This is a genomic window from Aquiflexum lacus, assembly GCF_015476655.1.
Classification (GTDB): domain Bacteria; phylum Bacteroidota; class Bacteroidia; order Cytophagales; family Cyclobacteriaceae; genus Aquiflexum; species Aquiflexum lacus.
Window position 1 is genome coordinate 87,640 of sequence record NZ_JABFHF010000018.1, and the last position, 18,425, is coordinate 106,064.

Here is an 18,425-nt window from a genome sequence, read left to right on the forward strand (position 1 = left end):
TAATAAATGTTTAATTTGAAAGATCAATCAAAAAATTTTTCCACCTCTTCCCTGACAATGACATATTGAAATAGGTCGCCGATTTGACCTTCTTTAATGTAGGCATGCTTTAGGATAGCTTCCGGTTCATATCCGGAATTTTCTAAAACCTTCATACAAGGAACATTAAAATCATACACTTGGGCAAAGATTCTTTTTACATCGGGAAATTTGGCGAGTGCATATTCGGTAAAAAGCTGAACAGCTTCTGTGGCTATTCCCTTACCCCAAAATGATTCTGCGACCCAAAAACCAATTTCCATATTGGTTCTCAGTTCGTCTTTTCCAATTTCACAGCCTACCGACCCGGCAAGTTTTCCATCGTATTCTATGGCAAAATTCTGTGGAGGATTGAATTTTTGGTTATGTTCAATCCAATGACGGGCATCATGTATGGTATAAGGAGAAGGAAAGCTGTCTCTAAGATTTTTAGAAATTTTGAGATTATTGGCGATAGGATAAAGACTGTGAAAGTGCCCTTCATGCCAAGTTACCAAACAAATATTTTCTTTTCCCTGTAATTTCATGAACAAACAATTATTTAAACATTAAGATAACGGAGTTTTATCAGTTTCAGTAAAAAGATATTGGGTTTATTTTAAAAATGAAGCCATTCTGATTGAAGTCTAAGTTTTGATATTGTTGAAATTGAGAAAAAACCTGAATTCCCAATAGGGAATAAACTTTAATATTTTTCACCAAACTCTTTTTTCCTCACAGACCCACTGAGACTGCCTATTGAGATTGTTAACAAAACTACGACTGTCCACTGAACCAAACCCCTTATCTCACCAAAAGCCTACTGACATACTCTTTTTCCCTACTCCTTATAGACACAACATACATTCCTTTTGGAAGTCCTTTGAATTCTACAAGATCTTCTCCACCATAAGGTATAATCTTTCTGATTTCAATCCCCAACATATCAGTCACCGATATGGAGTTAACTTGGTTTATCCCTTTAAAAGAAACAATGACATCTCCTTGAGATGGGTTGGGGTAGACAGACGTTTTCCCTAATGAAATCTCTGGATTAATGCTGGTGATCAGATTTACATTTACTTCGAGACTTTGGGATATTCCTGAATTACAGCCGTTCATAGGAGTTACTGTAAGGGTATAGTCTCCTTCTTTTTCCCATTGAACTTTTACTTTATTGGTTCCCTGTCCACTGATTACTTTTCCTGCATTACCACTGGTACTCCATTGGAAATTGACATTTGGCACATTGGATACCTCATATTCTTCTTCTGTCAATCCGACCATTTCAGGGCCAATGATTTCGGAAGGCTGTTCTGGTGGGGTCAATACCTGAATGCTTTTGCTGAAAGTTGAACCAACACCGCAGGGATTGTTTGGTGTTATTTTCAATTGTCTTTGACCTAGTCCAGTCCACATTACAGTTACTTGTGAAGTACCTTGACCTGCTGTGATTTCTCCGCCCTCCAGTTCCCATATAAATACCGTACCCGGAATTTCTGTCACTTGATAATCCATCAATTCATTTTGGCAAGTGACTCCTTCTCCTTCAATGTCAATAATCGCCTGAGGTTGTGTCGAAACCAAGACTTCGAGGCCTTTGGTACGTCCGTTTCCACAATTGTTTTTGCCTCGTACCAAAACAGCATTTCTTCCTGGGACATCCCAACTTACTACTATTCTATTGCTTCCCTGACCTTCAAGAATTGTTCCTCCATCCACCCTCCATTCAAATTCCGCATCAGGGCCTTCATTGTTCTGTACAGTATATATTTGTTGTGAAATACAGATGTTGTCTTCCCCAAAAATCACCGTGGCTTCTTCCGGTACCTGACAGCTATAATTGAATAAGGTACCTTTTTCGCCCACTGCAAATCCACTGCTCAGATCCCCAAAACTGATTCCTGTAAAATCCTGAAATGTAGCTGTTGGCATACTTGCCCAAGTTTCCCCACCATCCCGAGTAGACATCATCCATCCTTTTTCCCCAGCTACAAATCCGACAGATTCATCCAGAAAGTCCAGTGCGTTTAATTTTCTTGTGATTCCTGCATTGATTTTAGTCCAGGTTTTTCCTTGGTCGGAAGTTTTTAGGATTGTACCGGCATCTCCAATGACAATGGCAGTTTGTTCGTCCAATTTTTTTATGCCATTAAGATCTTCAGAAGACTGAGAGGTTACAACCTGCCAGGTTTCCCCATCATCAGTTCGGGCAACAAATCCGTTTTTTCCAATGACTATACCAGTAGTAGCATCAAAAAATTCAAGATCAACCAAGGTGACTGCCGTATTGGCAACAGATAACTCAGACCAAGTAACCCCGGAATCTAAAGTTTTGGCCATAAATCCATTTGCGCCGACAATGAAACCATTAGCATTATTGAAAAAATAAATGCCATTGATTGCACCTTCGGTTCCCGGAGTGAGCGAAGTCCAATTGCCACCGGAATTAGTGGTTCGAAGGAGTATTCCATTATCTCCGCCGATATAACCAAAAGCATTGGTAGTAAATGCCAAGTCATTGAAAGTCACCGAAAGCGGCCTCGAACGATCCGCTAAAGAGTTTCCGCCATTGTTGGTGGACAAGACCAACCCTTCCTCACCGATGATATAGCCAAGTGTCGCGGTTCTGAATTGTGTGTTTGAGTAATCCTTGTCCCTTCCGGCAAGCCTTACAGCCCAACTTGAACCGGAATTGTTGGAGGAAATAACCAAACCGTTTTCACCTACTGCAAATACCACATTGGCCGATCTTCTGAAACTGACGGAATTATAATTCTGTGTATTGTTGATATTGATACCATCAATGGTGGTACCTGCATTGACTGTTCTTAAGATTGTGGCATTTTCTCCAAGGAAAACACCCAGATTAGGATTTGACTTATTGAATGAAACGGCATTTAAGTTTCTCTCTGTTCCGCTGTTCAAAAGTGTCCAACTCAAGCCCGCATCCGTGGTTTTGATGATGGTACCCTGTTGCCCGACTGCAAATCCTTCCGTACCTGTGGTAAAATAGATATCGGCTAGATTTTTGGTCTGTCCTGTGTTTTGAATGTTCCAATTGTTTCCCCCGTTAAAAGTCAGGATGACCTGACCATCGGAGGAGGCAATATATCCTGTATCCTGATTGACAAAAAACAGGCTATTGAGATCTGAAGTAGTGCCCACTGATTGCCTTGCCCAAGTTTGCCCTCCATTGGTAGATCGGAAAACTTCTCCGTTTTCACCTACGGCATACACCCTTGTTTCATTCAGAAATTTGACACTTTTCAAGGTCCTTTGGGTTCCGGCATTGGAAAATTGCCACGTTTGCCCTCCATTGGTTGTACGGTACACGACTCCCTCTTCACCAACCATGAGGCCAAGGGTTTCATTGAAAAAACTAACCCCTAACATTTTATTTTTGGAAGGAGCTTCCTGCTCTACCCAACTGAGTCCACCATCAATGGTTTTCAAAATGACTTGATCTCCGGCAATAAAACCAGTCTCATCACTGACCCATGTTATTCCTGAAAGTTGATTGCCCCAGCCTCCCACTCTTCTCCAAGTTTGGGAATAAACAAGACTGTGAAATAAAATAAAAATAAGAATGGGTGCTAAGCGCTTCATCGTGTAAATTCATGCTTCTATTGATACAAAAATAGGACTAAATCCCATAAATGAAACATTAGGAGATGCTCAAGAGACATTTGAAACTATTTAATTAGCAGATTTGGGATATAAACAGCAATAATGTCTTTAGAAACTCGTGATTTACATCTACTTTTGTAGGGTAGAAAGCAAAAAAAAAATGAAAAATTTATTTAATTTAGTTTTGTTAACATTGCTTTTAATCTCCTGTAATTCAAATGAAAGAGTGAGTAAGGATGTTTTTGAGGAAGTGAATAAAAGCATGGAAGTCAAAAAACTCAATGAGGCAGACATCATTCAGGCAGCCATGGTATGGGGAGAGGAAATCAGTAATGAAGCTCAAAAGCAATTGATATCAGCCTTACAGGAGGCCATCGCAAATGAAGGAGTTCCTGAAGCCATCAAATTCTGCAATGTAAACGCGCTGCCGATCCTAAAAGAAGTATCAGATAAATACAATGTGGAGATCAAAAGGGTATCCAATCAATATAGAAACCCTGCTGATAAGCCTTTGGAATATGAAGAAGGAATTTTGGATACTTATGTTTACAATGGTGAAAACGACATTGCGAATGAACCAAATATCCAGAAAATTGAAGGTGGGGAAGTTTTGTTGTTTACCAAGGCCATCATGATTCCCAATGCACTTTGTCTTAATTGCCATGGACAGACAGGTACTGAAATCAGTCCTGAAACCCAAAAAGTCCTGGACGAACTATATCCCGAAGATAAGGCCAAAGGTCATAAAATCGGAGATTTGAGAGGTATGTGGAGCATCCGACTTCCCAAAAAAGAAGTAGTCAAAAACATGTAATTGCGCCAACCCAAACCTATTATGTATTTTGAACGATCATTGTCAAAGTCCTATGGACTTATTTTAGTCCTCTTGTTGATTTCCTTATCATCTGGATTTAGTTTGACTACACAACACGATGAGCATAAATTACCTGGGATATCATTTTTATGTAATTTGGAAACTATGAACACTCCCGATATCCTTAACAAGGAAAAATATATAGGGTTTGATGATAGGTCTTATTTCAAAAAGAATAAAAAAAGACAAAATAAGAAAGCCCAAGACAGCATAAAATGTGATTTTTCAACGTCCTCGGACCATGAAGAGGAAGGTAAATCCCCTGTCAAATCTTACAATCAATTGAAAGGACTTTTGGAAGAGGTGGATATGATGGTTGATGGATGGATGTAAGATTCCTTTGAAAATTTGTGGATAATCACGTAGGGAATATTATTTGAACCACAAAAGAAACAAAAGCGAACAAAAGACTAAATTACCAAAAGCTTGATATTCAGTAACTTATTGTATTCTTTTGTCACTTTTGTAGTTTCATCATTTAACCGTCCTTTATCCTTCCTCCTTCCCAAATCTAAAATCTACCCTCTACCTTCATCCTTTCTTCAGACTTCCTCCATTCCCGTATTTTTCATTTTCTCAAGATTCTCTGCAAATCTAAGGGCAGAAATAAATTCTTCAATATTACCATCCATGATGTCAGGAAGATTATAGACAGTCTTATTGATACGGTGGTCTGTTACCCGGCTTTGGGAATAATTGTATGTTCTGATTTTGTCCGAACGGTCACCACTTGCCACCATGGACCTTCTTTGGGCTCCTACGGCTTCATTGTGTTTGTTCAATTCGATTTCATAAAGTCTTGATCGAAGTACTTTTAAGGCTTTTTCAAAGTTTTTAATCTGAGACTTTTCATCCTGACAAGTTACCACAAGTCCAGTGGGAATATGTGTCAAACGAACAGCTGAATAGGTTGTGTTGACAGATTGACCACCGGGGCCGGAAGAGCAATAGGTATCCTTTCGGATTTCGTTCATATTGATATTCACTTCCACTTCATCCATTTCGGGAAGCACGGCTACAGTGGCAGCAGAAGTATGCACCCTTCCCTGTGTCTCAGTGGCAGGAACTCTTTGGACGCGGTGTACACCTGATTCAAACTTCATCATCCCGTACACATCTGCACCGGTGATGGTACTGATAATTTCTTTGTAGCCTCCTGAAGAACCGAAAGTCAAATCGAGAACAGTCAGTTTCCAACCCTGTTTTTCGCAAAACCTTTCATACATTCTGAAAAGATCACCTGCAAAAATTGCAGCCTCATCACCACCCGTACCGCCCCGGATTTCTAGGATACAGTCTTTGGAATCATTGGGGTCTTTGGGTATCAATTGCTGTTTGAGCTCCTCCTCAAGTTCCACCATTCTATCCTTCAGTTCATCCAACTCGATTTTGGCCATATCCCTGAAATCAGTGTCTTTTTCCTTGTCCAGAATTTCTTTGGTACTGCTGATATTGTCCAGTACATTTTTATAGTCGTCATACAGGATCACTATTTTTTCAAGATCCTTGTATTCTTTGGTCAACTTGGTGTATTTGGACATATCCGACATGGCATCAGGCTGTATGATGAGCTGGCCAACTTCGATGAATCTATCTTTCAGCGCTTGTAATTTGTCAAGCATAAAATCTATTTTTAATGAGAGGGCAAAATTAACAAAAATATCCATAGTAGGGATTTTGGTTTTCACCACTCCGCTCTTGGGAATCTTCCTATCTTTGTGCTCTCAAATAAAAAAACATGAAGCTTTTCACAAATACAGTCTATGCAGTCGTTCAGGCTATAGACGAAATTTTCAATGATAACCGATATGCGGACAAAGTAATAGAAAGAACCCTCAAATCAAATCCAAAATGGGGTGCAAGGGACAGGGGCTTCATTGCGGAATCTGTCTATGATATGGTAAGATGGTGGAGGTTGATTAATTTTTTGAGTCCATCCAAAGACACCTATCAGCTTTTTGGCACCTATTGGTTTCTACAGGGAAGAACTTTACCTGATTGGAAAGAATTCAAAGGTCTTGATGGTGATGGCATTCACCGAAGATATGAAAGGCTGAATAACAGGGCAGTCATCCAATCTATTCCGGACTGGTTGGATGAGATGGGTGCCGAACAATTAGGCAATAAATGGGAGGAAGAAATCAATACCCTCAATCAGCAGGCAGAAGTAGTTCTGAGGGTAAATACCCTTAAAATCACTAGGGAACAATTGATGAACCGTTTGGCAGATGAAGACATTGAGTCCTATGCACCAAAGGGATATAAAGATGCATTGGTCTTGGCCAAAAGGCAGAATGTCTTTAAAAACGCCGCCTTTAAAGAGGGATTATTTGAAGTTCAGGATGCTTCATCACAACTTGTTGCTGCGGCATTGGATGTAGAACCTGGCATGCGGGTAATAGATGCCTGCGCAGGATCCGGAGGAAAATCCCTTCATTTGGCGGCCCTGATGCAGAACAAAGGTCGGATATTGTCGATGGACACGGAGGGATGGAAACTTCAGAACACTAAGATAAGAGCAAGGCGGAATGGTATCAGTATCATTGAACCCAGAGTAATTGAAGGGAATAAAACCATTAAAAGATTGAGTGAATCTGCAGACCGTGTGCTTTTGGATGTTCCCTGTTCCGGATTGGGAGTATTAAAAAGAAACCCGGACACCAAATGGAAGCTCAGTCCCGAATCGATTGAAAAAGTGCAGGCCATCCAACAGGAAATCTTACAAAATTATTCTTCCATGGTCAAAAAAGGAGGAATTATGGTCTATGCTACCTGTAGTATCTTACCCTCCGAAAACCAACATCAAGTGGAAAAATTCCTGGCATCTGAAAAGGGAAAGGAGTTTGAGCTTTTGGAAGACCAAAAAGTGTTGGCCCAGGAAAGCGGATTTGATGGGTTTTATATTGCTAAGTTGAAAAGGAAAGATTCTTCATCAAAATAAAAGACTGCTTGGGAATTTTTGTTAATTTCATCAAAAACTAAAATTCAACCCAATCATGACGACTCTTGAAGCTGTATTTGGAATGGCCAGCACATTGGCCTTTTTTTCCTGGATTGCCCTGTTCATTTTTTATCCCCGCAAATGGATATATCAAACCTTATTTTCTGGGGTATTTATCATCTTAGCCTTGACTTATCTGTTTTATATTGTGATGGGTCTTGGAGGAGAATCTGAAGGGGGATTTGGCAGCTTGGCTGAGGTTAGGACTTTATTTGGATCTGATGAAGCTTTGTTGGCAGGATGGATCCACTACTTGGTTTTTGATCTTTTTGTGGGGATGTGGATCACCAAAGATGCCTGGGAAAAAGACATCAACAGGTGGATTGTTTTACCTTGTTTGATTCTCACTTTTATGCTGGGCCCTGTAGGTTTATTGACTTATTTCCTGATTCGGGGAGTAAAACTTAAAAAACTTAATCAAAGTCCCTTTCATCCGTGATGACCAAAGAAAATTCCCTTTTCCAGATGAAATTTGTATGAAACTTGAATTTTATTTGACATCGGTTTGATTGCCAATAGAAATTGTGTGTATCTTTGACGGGCAAATAGGGTTACCTAACCAATATTTGCTATGAATCGAAATAACGATAAATTCCTCTTTGAAGCACTCACCTACGACGATGTGCTTCTTGTCCCGGGATACTCAGAAGTCCTACCGCGCGACACCAACACTTCCACTCAACTTACCAAAAACATCAGGCTGAATATTCCTTTGGCTTCTGCGGCTATGGATACGGTTACAGAAGCTGAATTGGCCATAGCCATTGCCTTGGAGGGCGGCATTGGCTTTATTCACAAGAACATGTCCATTGAGAAGCAGGCTGCCCAAGTAAGGAAGGTGAAGCGTTCTCAGGCAGGGATGATTTTAGATCCCATTACATTGGACATCAGTGCTAAAGTAAGAGATGCCGAAGCCATTATGCGTGAATTTCATATCGGAGGTATTCCCGTGGTTGATAATCAAAGGACGCTGAAGGGTATCATCACCAACAGAGACCTACGCTTCATTAAAGATCCCCATGTGAAAATCATGGACATTATGACCAAAGAGAATCTGATTACTGCCAAAGCAGGAATTTCTTTGGAGCAGGCAGAGGAAATCCTTCAGGAATATAAAATCGAAAAATTACCCATTGTCGATGATGAAAATAAACTGACAGGGCTGATCACTTACAAGGATATACTTAAAAGAAGGGATAAACCTTTTGCATGCAAGGATGAATTTGGAAGATTGCGGGTTGGGGCAGCAGTTGGTGTCACGGCAGATATTGTAGAAAGAGTTGAAGCCCTCAAAAATGCAGGAGTAGATGTCGTTTCTATCGACACCGCCCATGGACATTCTAAGGGTGTAATCGAAACCTGCAGGAAAATCAAAGATGCTTTTCCCGAGCTAGATGTAATTGTAGGAAATATTGCCACGCCCGAGGCTGCTTTGGCATTGGCAGATGCCGGCGCGGATGCTGTAAAAGTCGGAGTGGGTCCTGGGAGTATATGTACCACCAGGGTGATTGCAGGTGTGGGGGTTCCACAGCTTTCTGCGGTTTTTGAATGTGCCGAAGCCCTCAAAGGAAAGAATGTTCCAGTCATAGCAGATGGTGGTATCCGCTATTCCGGCGATTTGGTCAAGGCCATTGCTGCAGGGGCGGGATCTATCATGATCGGTTCGCTTTTGGCAGGAACAGAAGAAGCACCGGGAGAAATGATCATTTTCGAAGGAAGAAAATTCAAGTCCTATAGAGGCATGGGTTCTTTGGAAGCCATGGAATCCGGATCTAAAGACAGGTATTTCCAAGATGCTGAAGACAACATCAAAAAACTTGTTCCGGAAGGTATTGTCGGAAGGGTTGCCTACAAAGGTCTTGTCTCAGAAGTTTTGTACCAATTGGTAGGAGGGTTACAGGCCGGTATGGGTTACTGCGGCACCAAAACCATTGAAGACCTTCAAAGAGACGGTAAATTTGTAAAAATTACCGCTGCCGGTGTCAAAGAATCACACCCTCATGATGTCAGCATCACAAGGGAAGCGCCTAATTATTCTGCCAAAATGTAATTTTATGATCCCATGAAATAAAAAAGCGATAAGTCAACTTGTCGCTTTTTTTGTTTTAACCCTGATTATTTAATTGAAAAAGACGAACTTTGATATGATCTGGGTTAATTTTAAAATAATAAAGTAATATGGCCAAATACCTGTTTTCCCTTTTCTTCATGATCAGTTTTTTTTCTTGTAATGAAGAAAAAAAAACTAAGATCCCCGAAATTCCATCCGGCTGGCAAAAGTTGGATACGCCAACCAAAGCATCTCTTAGGGGTTTATCTCCTTTGACAGATCAGATTGTTTGGGCCAGTGGTTCTAACGGAACTTGGCTGAGAACACTCAACGGAGGAGAAACATGGGAATCAGGGGTTGTTGCGGGATTGGATACGGTCGATTTTAGGGATATTGAGGCAATAGACGCGAATACTGCAATAGTCCTTTCAGCTGGTCAGCCTGCGGTGATTTACAAAACAAATAATGGAGGAAATAATTGGGAGAAAAAATTTCAAGGATCCGATGAGGATTTTTTTGATGGGATGGATTTTATCCATAACAAGGGCTACGTGGTTGGTGATGTGGTAAATGGCAAATGGGCATTAATTGAGACAAAGGATGAGGGTGATACCTGGAGGGTGTTGGAATTGTCTCCCGATGGACCAAAAGGCGGAGGCTCATTTGCTGCGAGCGGTTCTGGCATTTTGGTGGATTATGACAACATTTGGTTTGCTAGTGCCGGCAATGCCAGCAAGATTTACCATTCCTCAGATAATGGTTACCATTGGAATACTTATGACACTCCCATCATTCAGGATAAAGATTCCCAAGGGATATTTTCATTGGCAAAAATCGGAGGTCAGGTAATGGTAGGTGTAGGAGGTGATTTTCTTGAAATAGATGGAGTGGGCAAAAACTTTGTCATTTCCGTGGATGACGGAAAAACCTGGCGCTTAGGCGAAGGACAAGCACCTTCAGGATTCAGGTCTGGGGTTCAGTATTTTCAGAGATTTCATTGGCTGATCTGTGTTGGTCCCAATGGATCTGATTTTTCCAAAGATGGAGGCGAGAATTGGGTCAGATTTTCAGATGAGGGTTATCATGCGGTCAAAATGGATAAAACAAGCACATCGGTTTGGGCCTCAGGCAGCAATGGTACTGTTGCAAAACTGGCTTATTGATATTTCGAATTCTTTTTTGGTAGTGGTGAGCGGTAAATTTACCAAACATTTTGGGGGAGGCTTGTCAAATTCTCCTATCTTGTATTATCTTTAAATCCGATCAGTAAATAATTTAAATCCAGATTCTGATCTAATCCCATAACTTTAGAAATCCTTTTTAAACCTATTGAATTATACAACTATGTTTGATATTATCCCATCTATATACCTTATCAACGGTAAGTGTGTCCGTTTAAAAAGGGGTGATTTTGCAACCCAGGAAGTGATTTCCAACAATCCTTTGGAAATAGCAAAGGCATTTGAGGACCATGGTATCAAGTGGCTGCATTTGGTTGATTTGGATGGTGCAAGGCGAGGAGAACCTAAAAATTACCATATCTTGGAAGCCATAGCCGGTTATACAGATTTGACAGTTGACTTTACGGGAGGAATCTCAACAGATGGTGATGTGCTCAAGGCATTCGAATTTGGGGCGAAAACCATCACAGCTGCTTCAGTTGCGGCATCTTTTCCTGAAAGATTTTCTCAATGGCTTGTCTCCTATGGAAGGGAAAAAATTATCCTTGCCGCGGATACCAATCCCTCCGATTTGAAAATCAAAACCAGAGGATGGCTGAAAAAAACTGAAATTGATCTTTTTGATCATATTGAGTTATTCTATGAAAGAGGTCTCAAATACCTGAAGGTATCAGACGTAACTAGAGATGGCGTAATGGAAGGTCCGAATTTTGAACTATACCAAAAAATCGTTGGCAAATTTCCCGGGATTCACTTGGCTGCAAGCGGTGGTGTCAGGAGCATTGATGACTTCAAAAAACTTAAGGATATGGGTGTTACCGCAGTGGTCTTTGGAAGGGCTTATTATGAAAACTTAATCAGTCTGGAGGATTTGGATAAGTTTATGGCAGAAAATGTATAAAGCTGGTTATTTACCAGCTTTTTTTATGATATTTCAATATTCCATTTTTAATTTAGATAGGACTGGTTTCCTTTCTTTTTCCCTTTTCAACTCCAACTGATACAGATATTCCCCCAATTCTGCGAAGAAAGGAAAAGCAATTTCTTCATATTCATAGGTATCGTCATTCAGCGTTTTGTTGGCATTGGTGTAGATAACCGCAGTCACCAAAAACTCAATGCCTTCTTCAAAGTCCACAAAATAGGATCCATCCAATAAATGTCCGTATGCATTGCCAGTTTTGTTGAAAATCCTGAATTGTGCTGGAATTGGGTTTTTGTCGGTACCGAACTTGAAAAACTTGGAATAGCTGTCATAGTATTCAGGAAGATAATATTTGGGATAATCGCTCTCGCCGGGCAGCATGGACATGTATTGGAGTATAAAGTTTCGGTCCTCTTCTGATATATTGAATCTCTCATTTGAGGCGAATTTCTCAGGAAATACAATCCTTTGGACTACCCCATGGAAATCCGAGAGGGCAAATTTATTTTTAAATGTAAAGTCCATCGGTTCTTCAATCAATTCCCCTTTGCTGAAATACGCTTTTCCGATTTTGGGATGATCAAGGTTTGAATAGATATTATCGGTTTTTCTTTCGGGTATTTCAAGAATGACCTTACCTTCCTCATTCAGGAAACTAACAGGATTAAAGTACCTGTTTTCTTCTTCACTCATCGGCATGCTCAATCTGTGGTTGATTGCTGTATGGTTCATGCCTTTTTCCTGCATTTTTGAATTGATATAATCCTGACCTAAAAGTTCATAGAGTCGGTTGTAAGCATCATTGTCACTGACCAGCAAGATTTTCTTGATGTAATGCGAGATACTGGGCAGCAAGGTCAGAGCGCTGCTGTCATTATCAGCGGGCAATTGCGATGGACGGACCGAATCGGTCAGCATCACACTTTTCGCCGTTAGTCCATAAATATCCTGTTCACCAAGCCACTCCAAAGCCAATATGGCCACAGGTAATTTGACCGTACTGGCAGGATAAAAATATTTGTCGTCATCAAGTCTGAAATCGAAATCCCGGAAAGAGGGCACATTGTTTTCATCTCTATCGATCTGGGTATAGACAATCTGAACTTGATATTCATCAGGATTTTGAAGCACCTTTTTCAGAACAGGATAGGTATCAGGGATATCTTCAAAAGGTTTTTGGTCTTTCGTTTGGCAGGATATAAGAATAGAGAGGCAAAGTAAGATGCTAAAGAAATTGGTTTTGAGAGACATTAGATGAAATTTAGATATTATTTGATACTAGAAATTTAAAGATATTAAACCAGTGTCAGAATTTATTTCTACTTGCGGAATTACTAAAATTCTAACCAATTAAATCAAATCCCTTCATTCTCACAAACCAGAAATTACTTTATGCAACTGGATCAGGTCTTCGGGATGGTGAGTAGCAGAAACTACAATTCTGTTGGCTAATGGATCGAAAGGGTTTGGATAAGGGAAAGAGGAAACAATAATACCTGACTGAAACAACTTTTCTGACCATGATTGATCTGGAAATGAAAATATAGGATAACCTTCTACAAAATTGAAAACATTTAAACTGTTGGTCAAATTCTGAAAGAGTCTGATATTTTCTTTGAGTTTTTGTTGCTGACTTTGATAGAGGTACTCTGCTTGAAGAAAAGCCTGTAAATATCCCGGTGCCGGAGGAGATGAAGACCTGAAGATATTTGTTCCGGCAATTTCATCTATCGTTGCAGCATCGCCAAGTAATATCCCCGCAGGCAGAGACAACCCTTTATTCAAGGATCCTGATACCAACAACCTGACAGGCAAATGTTTCCATTGGCTGTAGGTCCCGTAGATTCCTTTTCCCAATACTCCAAAAGCATGGCTATCATCTATGAGTAAAGTATAATCATGTCTATCAGGAAGGTTTTTGATCCAATCAAACTGATGGACTGTCGGTATTAAAGGATCTACTGCATTGGCCAAAATCAGGATTTTTGAATTGGGCAATTCCTCACTTTTCTTTATGCAGGATTCTGCCCAGGTGATATGATCTAAAAAAGGATCTGTGTTTATACCATGCGGTAAAATGGCAGGATGGGTATCGGGGGCAACAAATACATGGTCTGCATGCTTGGATAAAAACTGTACTGCTGCCATTCCCGCCAGAAAGCCACTACTCCAAACCAGGGATTTTTCTGCCCCGGCCTTTTCAGCAAAGAAAGTTTCAAATTGATGGTAAGCATGCAGCCTGATATTGTTGATCCTGCTGAGTCCGTGGCTGATGCCATATTTGGTAATGCTGCCTATGATCAATTTTTCAAATTCTGGAACATTACCCATCCCCAAATAAGCCGTCCCACTGAAAAACAGGTATTCTGATCCCTGATAGTTGACCGTTCTGTCTATTTTGGATTGAAGCTCAAGGGGACTGATCATGAGTTAAGACTTTTTGACTTTGCTTTAAAAAGGTAATTTTTCCCGGGATTGGAAGCATCAAAAGTAAATAAAGAAAAGCAATTTCACCTAGCAATTAAAAGAGACAGGGGTGAATGAAAAATACAAACTCTTCAAAGAATATCCATTTTCGGTTTAATTTTCATTTATTTGTATTCCAGATGGTTCCCTTACCGGATTTATTGCATCAAGTTGATTTCATTTATTCCCACATGTCCTTTCGGTTTAAGCATTATCACCCTTTTGTACTCATTTTATTATTTGTATCGCTGACATTAAATTCCTGTCAAGATACCCTTTGTGGATGTGAAAGCTTTGAAAATATTTATTCAAACGATTTTTCAAAAATGGACCTGCACAATTTTGAAAATGGGAGACTTTTTGTTTTTCAGAATGATACGATCTTGGGAAATTATAACAATGAGGAAGTATCTGTGACCATACCAGGCCTTCCTTATCATAATGTGGTGAGGGTGACCATTGAGCTATTAATCCATGACAGTTGGGATGGCAATCTGGACGAAGGCTTCAGTGGTCCTGATTTTTGGTTTATGAAAGTAGATGGGGAGGAAGTCATGAGAACTACATTTTCCAACAGTCCCTGTGAATCCACATACTGTATCAGGCAATCCTATCCACATGATTATTTTAGGCAAAATTTACCCAAAGAAGGTGCTATCCAAACAATTCTTCCCGGTCTTTGTCATTTGAGGGGAACACCCAACGGTACTACAAAGTACCGAGTTACCAGATTGATTAAACATGAAGGCCCCAGTGTAAAACTTACATTGGGTGATGAACTGGTACAGACCAATAGCCCTGATCCCAAATGTGATGAAAGCTGGTCAGTGGGAAAAATTGAATTGTCAACTTTTGTGGTGCAATGATGTTGGTTATGAAGACAATCCGAAAGTTATTAATCTCAGTATTTCTCCTTATTCTGGCAACTTCGGCGGCCCTTGCGCAAACAGTACCGGTCGGATCCCCTGTCTTGGATGAATATATGAGGAGAATGCAGTTGCTTGGTGAATTGAGTAACAAAACCTCTTTTAATATTCGTCCATTATACCCAGTCTATGCTTTTGACAAAGAAATTGGATTCGATCTTGATGGTTCATTTGCAGATTTTGAGAATTCAGAGTTTTATGGATTTTTGGACGAGAAAGAAAAGGTCAAAATTCTAGCATTACCCTTCACCAATAGGTTCCAGTACAATTCACATTATGCCTTTGGCCAGAACAATGGGGCCATGATTCCAAACAGAGGAATGCAGAATGTGATCAGTGCCGGAGTTTTTGCGCAATATGGGAAACTCAGTATTCAGCTCCAACCTGAAATCATTATTGCCGAAAATAGAGAATTCCAAGGTTTTCCAATAGAACATCAATCTACCATTTTGTATTATTACGAGTACCTCAACCGGATCGATATGCCGGAAAGGTTTGGAACAGCAGCTTATATCCGGCTACTGGGAGGACAGTCAAGTATTCGCTTTAACCATAACGGCGTTTCATTTGGGCTATCAACTGAAAATTTATGGTGGGGACCGGGAAAAAGAACATCTCTCATCATGAGCAACAATGCACCTGGATTTCTGCATTTTACTTTAAATACGCAAAAACCAATAGAAACTAAGATAGGGAGTTTTGAAGGTCAGGTGATTTCCGGGTTTTTGAGAAGTACCGATTTCCTTCATCCACATTCAGATTATATATTTCAGAACAATTTTGTCTACTTTCCAAAAAGAGAGGATGGAAACAGGTATATCTCAGGGTTGATTATATCTTATCAGCCCAAGTGGATTCCGGGATTGTCTTTGGGCTATGCTTCTGTCAATCACATGTATCAGTCAGACATGGACCGATTTGACGATTACCTCCCAATATTCAATGGAGAAAAAAGGCTCAGCAACGTATTTAATCCGGTGAGAAATAGGAGACAGCAATTCAGCTCAGGATTTTTTAGATGGATGAGTGCTGAAGGACATTTTGAATTTTACGGAGAATATGGCACCAATGGCAATAGTAGGAGGTTGATGGATTTCATGATTACGCCTGAAAGAAACAGAGGGTTTACTTTTGGATTTTCCAATCTAATGCCCTTAAAGGGGGAAAATCAATTTATTCAATTCAGTGCTGAAATGACACAAACCGGGCAGACCATCAGACAAAGTATCCGAGACTTGGATACTTGGTATATCCACAATCATGTCCGCCATGGATATACCCATCAGGGTCAGGTACTCGGGATGGGCTACGGTCCCGCAGCCAATGTCAACTGGGCAGAGATCGCTTGGGTAAAAGACTTCAATAGGGTAGCATTCCATTTTGAACGGATCGTGTACAACAATGATTTCTATTATTTCAGATACGAAGCTTCCAAAGATTGGAGGAACAAGTATGTGGATTTGGTGCCATCTTTAATTACAGATTGGCGGTTTGGAAACCTATTATTAAATGCCAAGCTACAAATGGTTAACACCCTCAACTATAAATGGTATCTTGAAAATGTACCTGATATTTATTTTGTTCCGGGACTGGATAAAAAGAACATCGTAGCTAATTTTGGGGTGAGCTATATATTGAAGTAGGAAGGAGGGAAGTAGGAAGTTGGGATGATGACGATGTCGGATGACAGATGACCGATGTTTAAAAAAGACGGAAGACGGGAGACTGAAGACGGAAGATGCGGTTTGTTGTCATTGCGCCTGCCTTCCCTTGGCAGGAGGAACACATGATATTCTTTGATTGGTTTTGAATAAGCCTTTGTGCGACGTAGCAATGTCAAGCCTGGAATGTGGATTGAGGTTTCAACCCAAGCAAAAAAAATCCAAGAAAACTAACCAAATCAATCCTTAGTCCTTTTGAGGATAAATTCACCTGCTCCTTGTTTTAGGGTCATTTCATCATTATCAGGATTGAATATCAGTGTAAGTCCAGCTTGGAAAAAACTGAAAATATGATCTCCTTCTGCATTTAATGTGAAAGGAGGTTGTCCTGTGGCTTGCCCTACTAATGATTTGTTTTCTTTTGTAATGGTAATTTTTAAAGGGAAATTTGGGCTGCTGTATATTCCCAAATAGCTGTCAAGTTCCTCGGATGTTAGAGAAATATTTTTGAATTCAGGTATTTCATAATCTTTTCCAAAATAAGCACTTAATGCCGCTATCGCCGCTTGATTAGTGTCAATGACACTTCCGTTTACACACATGGCCATGCTGAAATTTTCCTCAGGAAAATACCCAAGCATTGATTTGAATTCATCTATCCCACCTGTATGTCCATAGGAGAACTTATCATAAAAAGGTATTCTGAACATACCTCTTCCAAAGTTATCTTTCATTTCCTGCATTTGTTCTAAGCTATTCGGTGAGATAATTTTCCCTTCGAATAGTCCTTCAATAAATTTTGTCAGGTCACCTGTTGTGGAGACAATAGCTCCTGCGCCCAAAGGAATACTCATATCTGTATCTGCTTCCTTTACCCATTCACCCGAGTACTTATAAGAAAAAGCTTCATTGTCCGCAGGGGAAGTTTTTATGCCGATATAGGTGTTATCTAATTTCAGTGGTTTAGTGATGTACTTCGCTAACAAATTCGAATAATCAACCTCATAAATGTCTTCCAAAATCCAAGTCAATAACACATAATTGGAATTGCTATAATCGGCTTTACTGTCAGGATCAAAATCGCTTCCTCCATCAATGATGATACTATAGAGGCTTTTTCTTGATTTTGGTGTGGTATGCCAGGTCAAATAATCTGAATTTGAGGTGAAGCTATGAATTCCACTTCTATGGTTCATCAGATGACTGATGCTGATTAATTCAGAATTTTCCACCTCCGGAAAAAAGATGTCAATTTTTTGATCCAATTTTATTTTCCCTTCCTCAATTGCCTTAAAAATAAGCGCAGCAGTAAACATTTTTGTGATGGATCCTACCCTAAACCGGCTATCGTTGCTTAAGGGTGTTTGGAGTTCTATGTCTGCAAAGCCAAAAGCCTTTTGATAAATGATTTTTCCATTATTGGCCATTGTGATGCTTCCCATCAACTTATCATTGGAGGCCAAAGTTTCAAAATAACTATCCAATTTTTCATGATCAAACTCTTGGGCTGAAACAGCCACAGTAAGGAAGCTTATTAAAATGATTGATAAAATCTTTTTCATTTCTTGAGGGAAATATTTTGACAATAAAATTAAAGAAATTATTAAATGACAATTGAAATGCCAGAAAGATAAATATCTAATCCGACCAGCCAATTTTTCGGATAAAGCCTGTTAAAGATTTGCATTTCCTA

15 protein-coding genes are annotated in these 18,425 nt (G+C 39.9%); 9 read left to right on the top strand and 6 right to left on the bottom strand.

Annotation, left to right across the window (positions count from 1 at the left end; translation table 11 throughout):
- Positions 1-23 precede the first annotated feature (23 nt).
- Positions 24-566 carry a GNAT family N-acetyltransferase gene (locus HMJ38_RS16200; protein WP_194975465.1) on the bottom strand — a complete coding sequence of 181 codons (543 nt, stop codon included), beginning with the start codon at positions 564-566 and terminating at the stop codon, positions 24-26.
- A gap of 256 nt (positions 567-822) precedes the next feature.
- Complete coding sequence (locus HMJ38_RS16205) at positions 823-3,627, bottom strand: YCF48-related protein (protein ID WP_194975466.1); 2,805 nt, start codon at positions 3,625-3,627, stop codon at positions 823-825.
- 181 nt (positions 3,628-3,808) lie between these two features.
- Here HMJ38_RS16205 and HMJ38_RS16210 point away from each other — a divergent pair, with 181 nt between their 5' ends.
- Both HMJ38_RS16210 and HMJ38_RS16215 read left to right on the top strand, forming a co-directional pair.
- Positions 3,809-4,462: a Tll0287-like domain-containing protein gene (locus HMJ38_RS16210; RefSeq protein ID WP_194975467.1), complete on the top strand. Its 654-nt coding sequence runs from the start codon at positions 3,809-3,811 to the stop codon at positions 4,460-4,462.
- A gap of 165 nt (positions 4,463-4,627) precedes the next feature.
- The gene (locus HMJ38_RS16215; protein WP_194975468.1) at positions 4,628-4,855 is read left to right on the top strand and encodes a hypothetical protein; all 228 of its coding nucleotides are present in this window, start codon (positions 4,628-4,630) and stop codon (positions 4,853-4,855) included.
- A gap of 209 nt (positions 4,856-5,064) precedes the next feature.
- Here the strand turns inward: HMJ38_RS16215 and prfA are convergent, their stop codons facing one another.
- Positions 5,065-6,144, bottom strand: coding sequence for a peptide chain release factor 1 (prfA, locus tag HMJ38_RS16220; protein WP_194975469.1), 1,080 nt, complete (start codon positions 6,142-6,144; stop codon positions 5,065-5,067).
- A gap of 116 nt (positions 6,145-6,260) precedes the next feature.
- On the opposite strand from prfA, the gene HMJ38_RS16225 reads away from it, so the two are divergent.
- From HMJ38_RS16225 to HMJ38_RS16245, 5 genes are all read left to right on the top strand, one after another.
- Positions 6,261-7,463: an RsmB/NOP family class I SAM-dependent RNA methyltransferase gene (locus HMJ38_RS16225; RefSeq protein ID WP_194975470.1), complete on the top strand. Its 1,203-nt coding sequence runs from the start codon at positions 6,261-6,263 to the stop codon at positions 7,461-7,463.
- Positions 7,464-7,518: 55 nt separating this feature from the next.
- A complete protein-coding gene (locus HMJ38_RS16230) occupies positions 7,519-7,962 on the top strand; it encodes an ABA4-like family protein (RefSeq protein WP_194975471.1) in 444 nt (147 codons plus the stop codon).
- 132 nt (positions 7,963-8,094) lie between these two features.
- Positions 8,095-9,573: an IMP dehydrogenase gene (guaB, locus tag HMJ38_RS16235; protein WP_194975472.1), complete on the top strand. Its 1,479-nt coding sequence runs from the start codon at positions 8,095-8,097 to the stop codon at positions 9,571-9,573.
- 128 nt (positions 9,574-9,701) lie between these two features.
- Entirely contained in the window at positions 9,702-10,736 is a 1,035-nt protein-coding gene (locus tag HMJ38_RS16240; protein WP_194975473.1) for a WD40/YVTN/BNR-like repeat-containing protein, read from the top strand.
- A gap of 181 nt (positions 10,737-10,917) precedes the next feature.
- Positions 10,918-11,655, top strand: coding sequence for a 1-(5-phosphoribosyl)-5-[(5-phosphoribosylamino)methylideneamino]imidazole-4-carboxamide isomerase (locus HMJ38_RS16245; RefSeq protein WP_194975474.1), 738 nt, complete (start codon positions 10,918-10,920; stop codon positions 11,653-11,655).
- 33 nt (positions 11,656-11,688) lie between these two features.
- Here the strand turns inward: HMJ38_RS16245 and HMJ38_RS16250 are convergent, their stop codons facing one another.
- Positions 11,689-12,930, bottom strand: coding sequence for a serine hydrolase (locus tag HMJ38_RS16250; protein ID WP_194975475.1), 1,242 nt, complete (start codon positions 12,928-12,930; stop codon positions 11,689-11,691).
- Between the two features lie 120 nt (positions 12,931-13,050).
- Positions 13,051-14,106: an aminotransferase class I/II-fold pyridoxal phosphate-dependent enzyme gene (locus HMJ38_RS16255; RefSeq protein ID WP_228780098.1), complete on the bottom strand. Its 1,056-nt coding sequence runs from the start codon at positions 14,104-14,106 to the stop codon at positions 13,051-13,053.
- Positions 14,107-14,471: 365 nt separating this feature from the next.
- Between HMJ38_RS16255 and HMJ38_RS16260 the strand changes: the two genes are divergently transcribed.
- Both HMJ38_RS16260 and HMJ38_RS16265 read left to right on the top strand, forming a co-directional pair.
- Positions 14,472-15,011, top strand: coding sequence for a hypothetical protein (locus tag HMJ38_RS16260; RefSeq protein ID WP_228780099.1), 540 nt, complete (start codon positions 14,472-14,474; stop codon positions 15,009-15,011).
- An 8-nt stretch (positions 15,012-15,019) separates the two neighbouring features.
- Positions 15,020-16,714 carry a capsule assembly Wzi family protein gene (locus HMJ38_RS16265; RefSeq protein ID WP_194975476.1) on the top strand — a complete coding sequence of 565 codons (1,695 nt, stop codon included), beginning with the start codon at positions 15,020-15,022 and terminating at the stop codon, positions 16,712-16,714.
- A gap of 257 nt (positions 16,715-16,971) precedes the next feature.
- Here HMJ38_RS16265 and HMJ38_RS16270 read toward each other — a convergent pair whose 3' ends face one another.
- Positions 16,972-18,294, bottom strand: coding sequence for a serine hydrolase domain-containing protein (locus HMJ38_RS16270; RefSeq protein ID WP_194975477.1), 1,323 nt, complete (start codon positions 18,292-18,294; stop codon positions 16,972-16,974).
- Positions 18,295-18,425 lie beyond the last annotated feature (131 nt).

What these genes read in the sequence shown, in the direction of transcription:
- HMJ38_RS16240 (WP_194975473.1), top strand. Translation starts at nt 9,702, where the DNA reads ATGGCCAAATACCTGTTTTCCCTTTTCTTCATGATCAGTTTTTTTTCT.
- HMJ38_RS16260 (WP_228780099.1), top strand. Translation starts at nt 14,472, where the DNA reads ATGGACCTGCACAATTTTGAAAATGGGAGACTTTTTGTTTTTCAGAAT.
- HMJ38_RS16255 (WP_228780098.1), bottom strand. Translation starts at nt 14,106, where the DNA reads ATGATCAGTCCCCTTGAGCTTCAATCCAAAATAGACAGAACGGTCAAC.
- prfA (WP_194975469.1), bottom strand. Translation starts at nt 6,144, where the DNA reads ATGCTTGACAAATTACAAGCGCTGAAAGATAGATTCATCGAAGTTGGC.
- HMJ38_RS16245 (WP_194975474.1), top strand. Translation starts at nt 10,918, where the DNA reads ATGTTTGATATTATCCCATCTATATACCTTATCAACGGTAAGTGTGTC.
- HMJ38_RS16205 (WP_194975466.1), bottom strand. Translation starts at nt 3,627, where the DNA reads ATGAAGCGCTTAGCACCCATTCTTATTTTTATTTTATTTCACAGTCTT.
- HMJ38_RS16225 (WP_194975470.1), top strand. Translation starts at nt 6,261, where the DNA reads ATGAAGCTTTTCACAAATACAGTCTATGCAGTCGTTCAGGCTATAGAC.
- HMJ38_RS16230 (WP_194975471.1), top strand. Translation starts at nt 7,519, where the DNA reads ATGACGACTCTTGAAGCTGTATTTGGAATGGCCAGCACATTGGCCTTT.
- HMJ38_RS16210 (WP_194975467.1), top strand. Translation starts at nt 3,809, where the DNA reads ATGAAAAATTTATTTAATTTAGTTTTGTTAACATTGCTTTTAATCTCC.
- HMJ38_RS16215 (WP_194975468.1), top strand. Translation starts at nt 4,628, where the DNA reads ATGAACACTCCCGATATCCTTAACAAGGAAAAATATATAGGGTTTGAT.
- HMJ38_RS16200 (WP_194975465.1), bottom strand. Translation starts at nt 566, where the DNA reads ATGAAATTACAGGGAAAAGAAAATATTTGTTTGGTAACTTGGCATGAA.
- HMJ38_RS16270 (WP_194975477.1), bottom strand. Translation starts at nt 18,294, where the DNA reads ATGAAAAAGATTTTATCAATCATTTTAATAAGCTTCCTTACTGTGGCT.
- guaB (WP_194975472.1), top strand. Translation starts at nt 8,095, where the DNA reads ATGAATCGAAATAACGATAAATTCCTCTTTGAAGCACTCACCTACGAC.
- HMJ38_RS16250 (WP_194975475.1), bottom strand. Translation starts at nt 12,930, where the DNA reads ATGTCTCTCAAAACCAATTTCTTTAGCATCTTACTTTGCCTCTCTATT.
- HMJ38_RS16265 (WP_194975476.1), top strand. Translation starts at nt 15,020, where the DNA reads ATGAAGACAATCCGAAAGTTATTAATCTCAGTATTTCTCCTTATTCTG.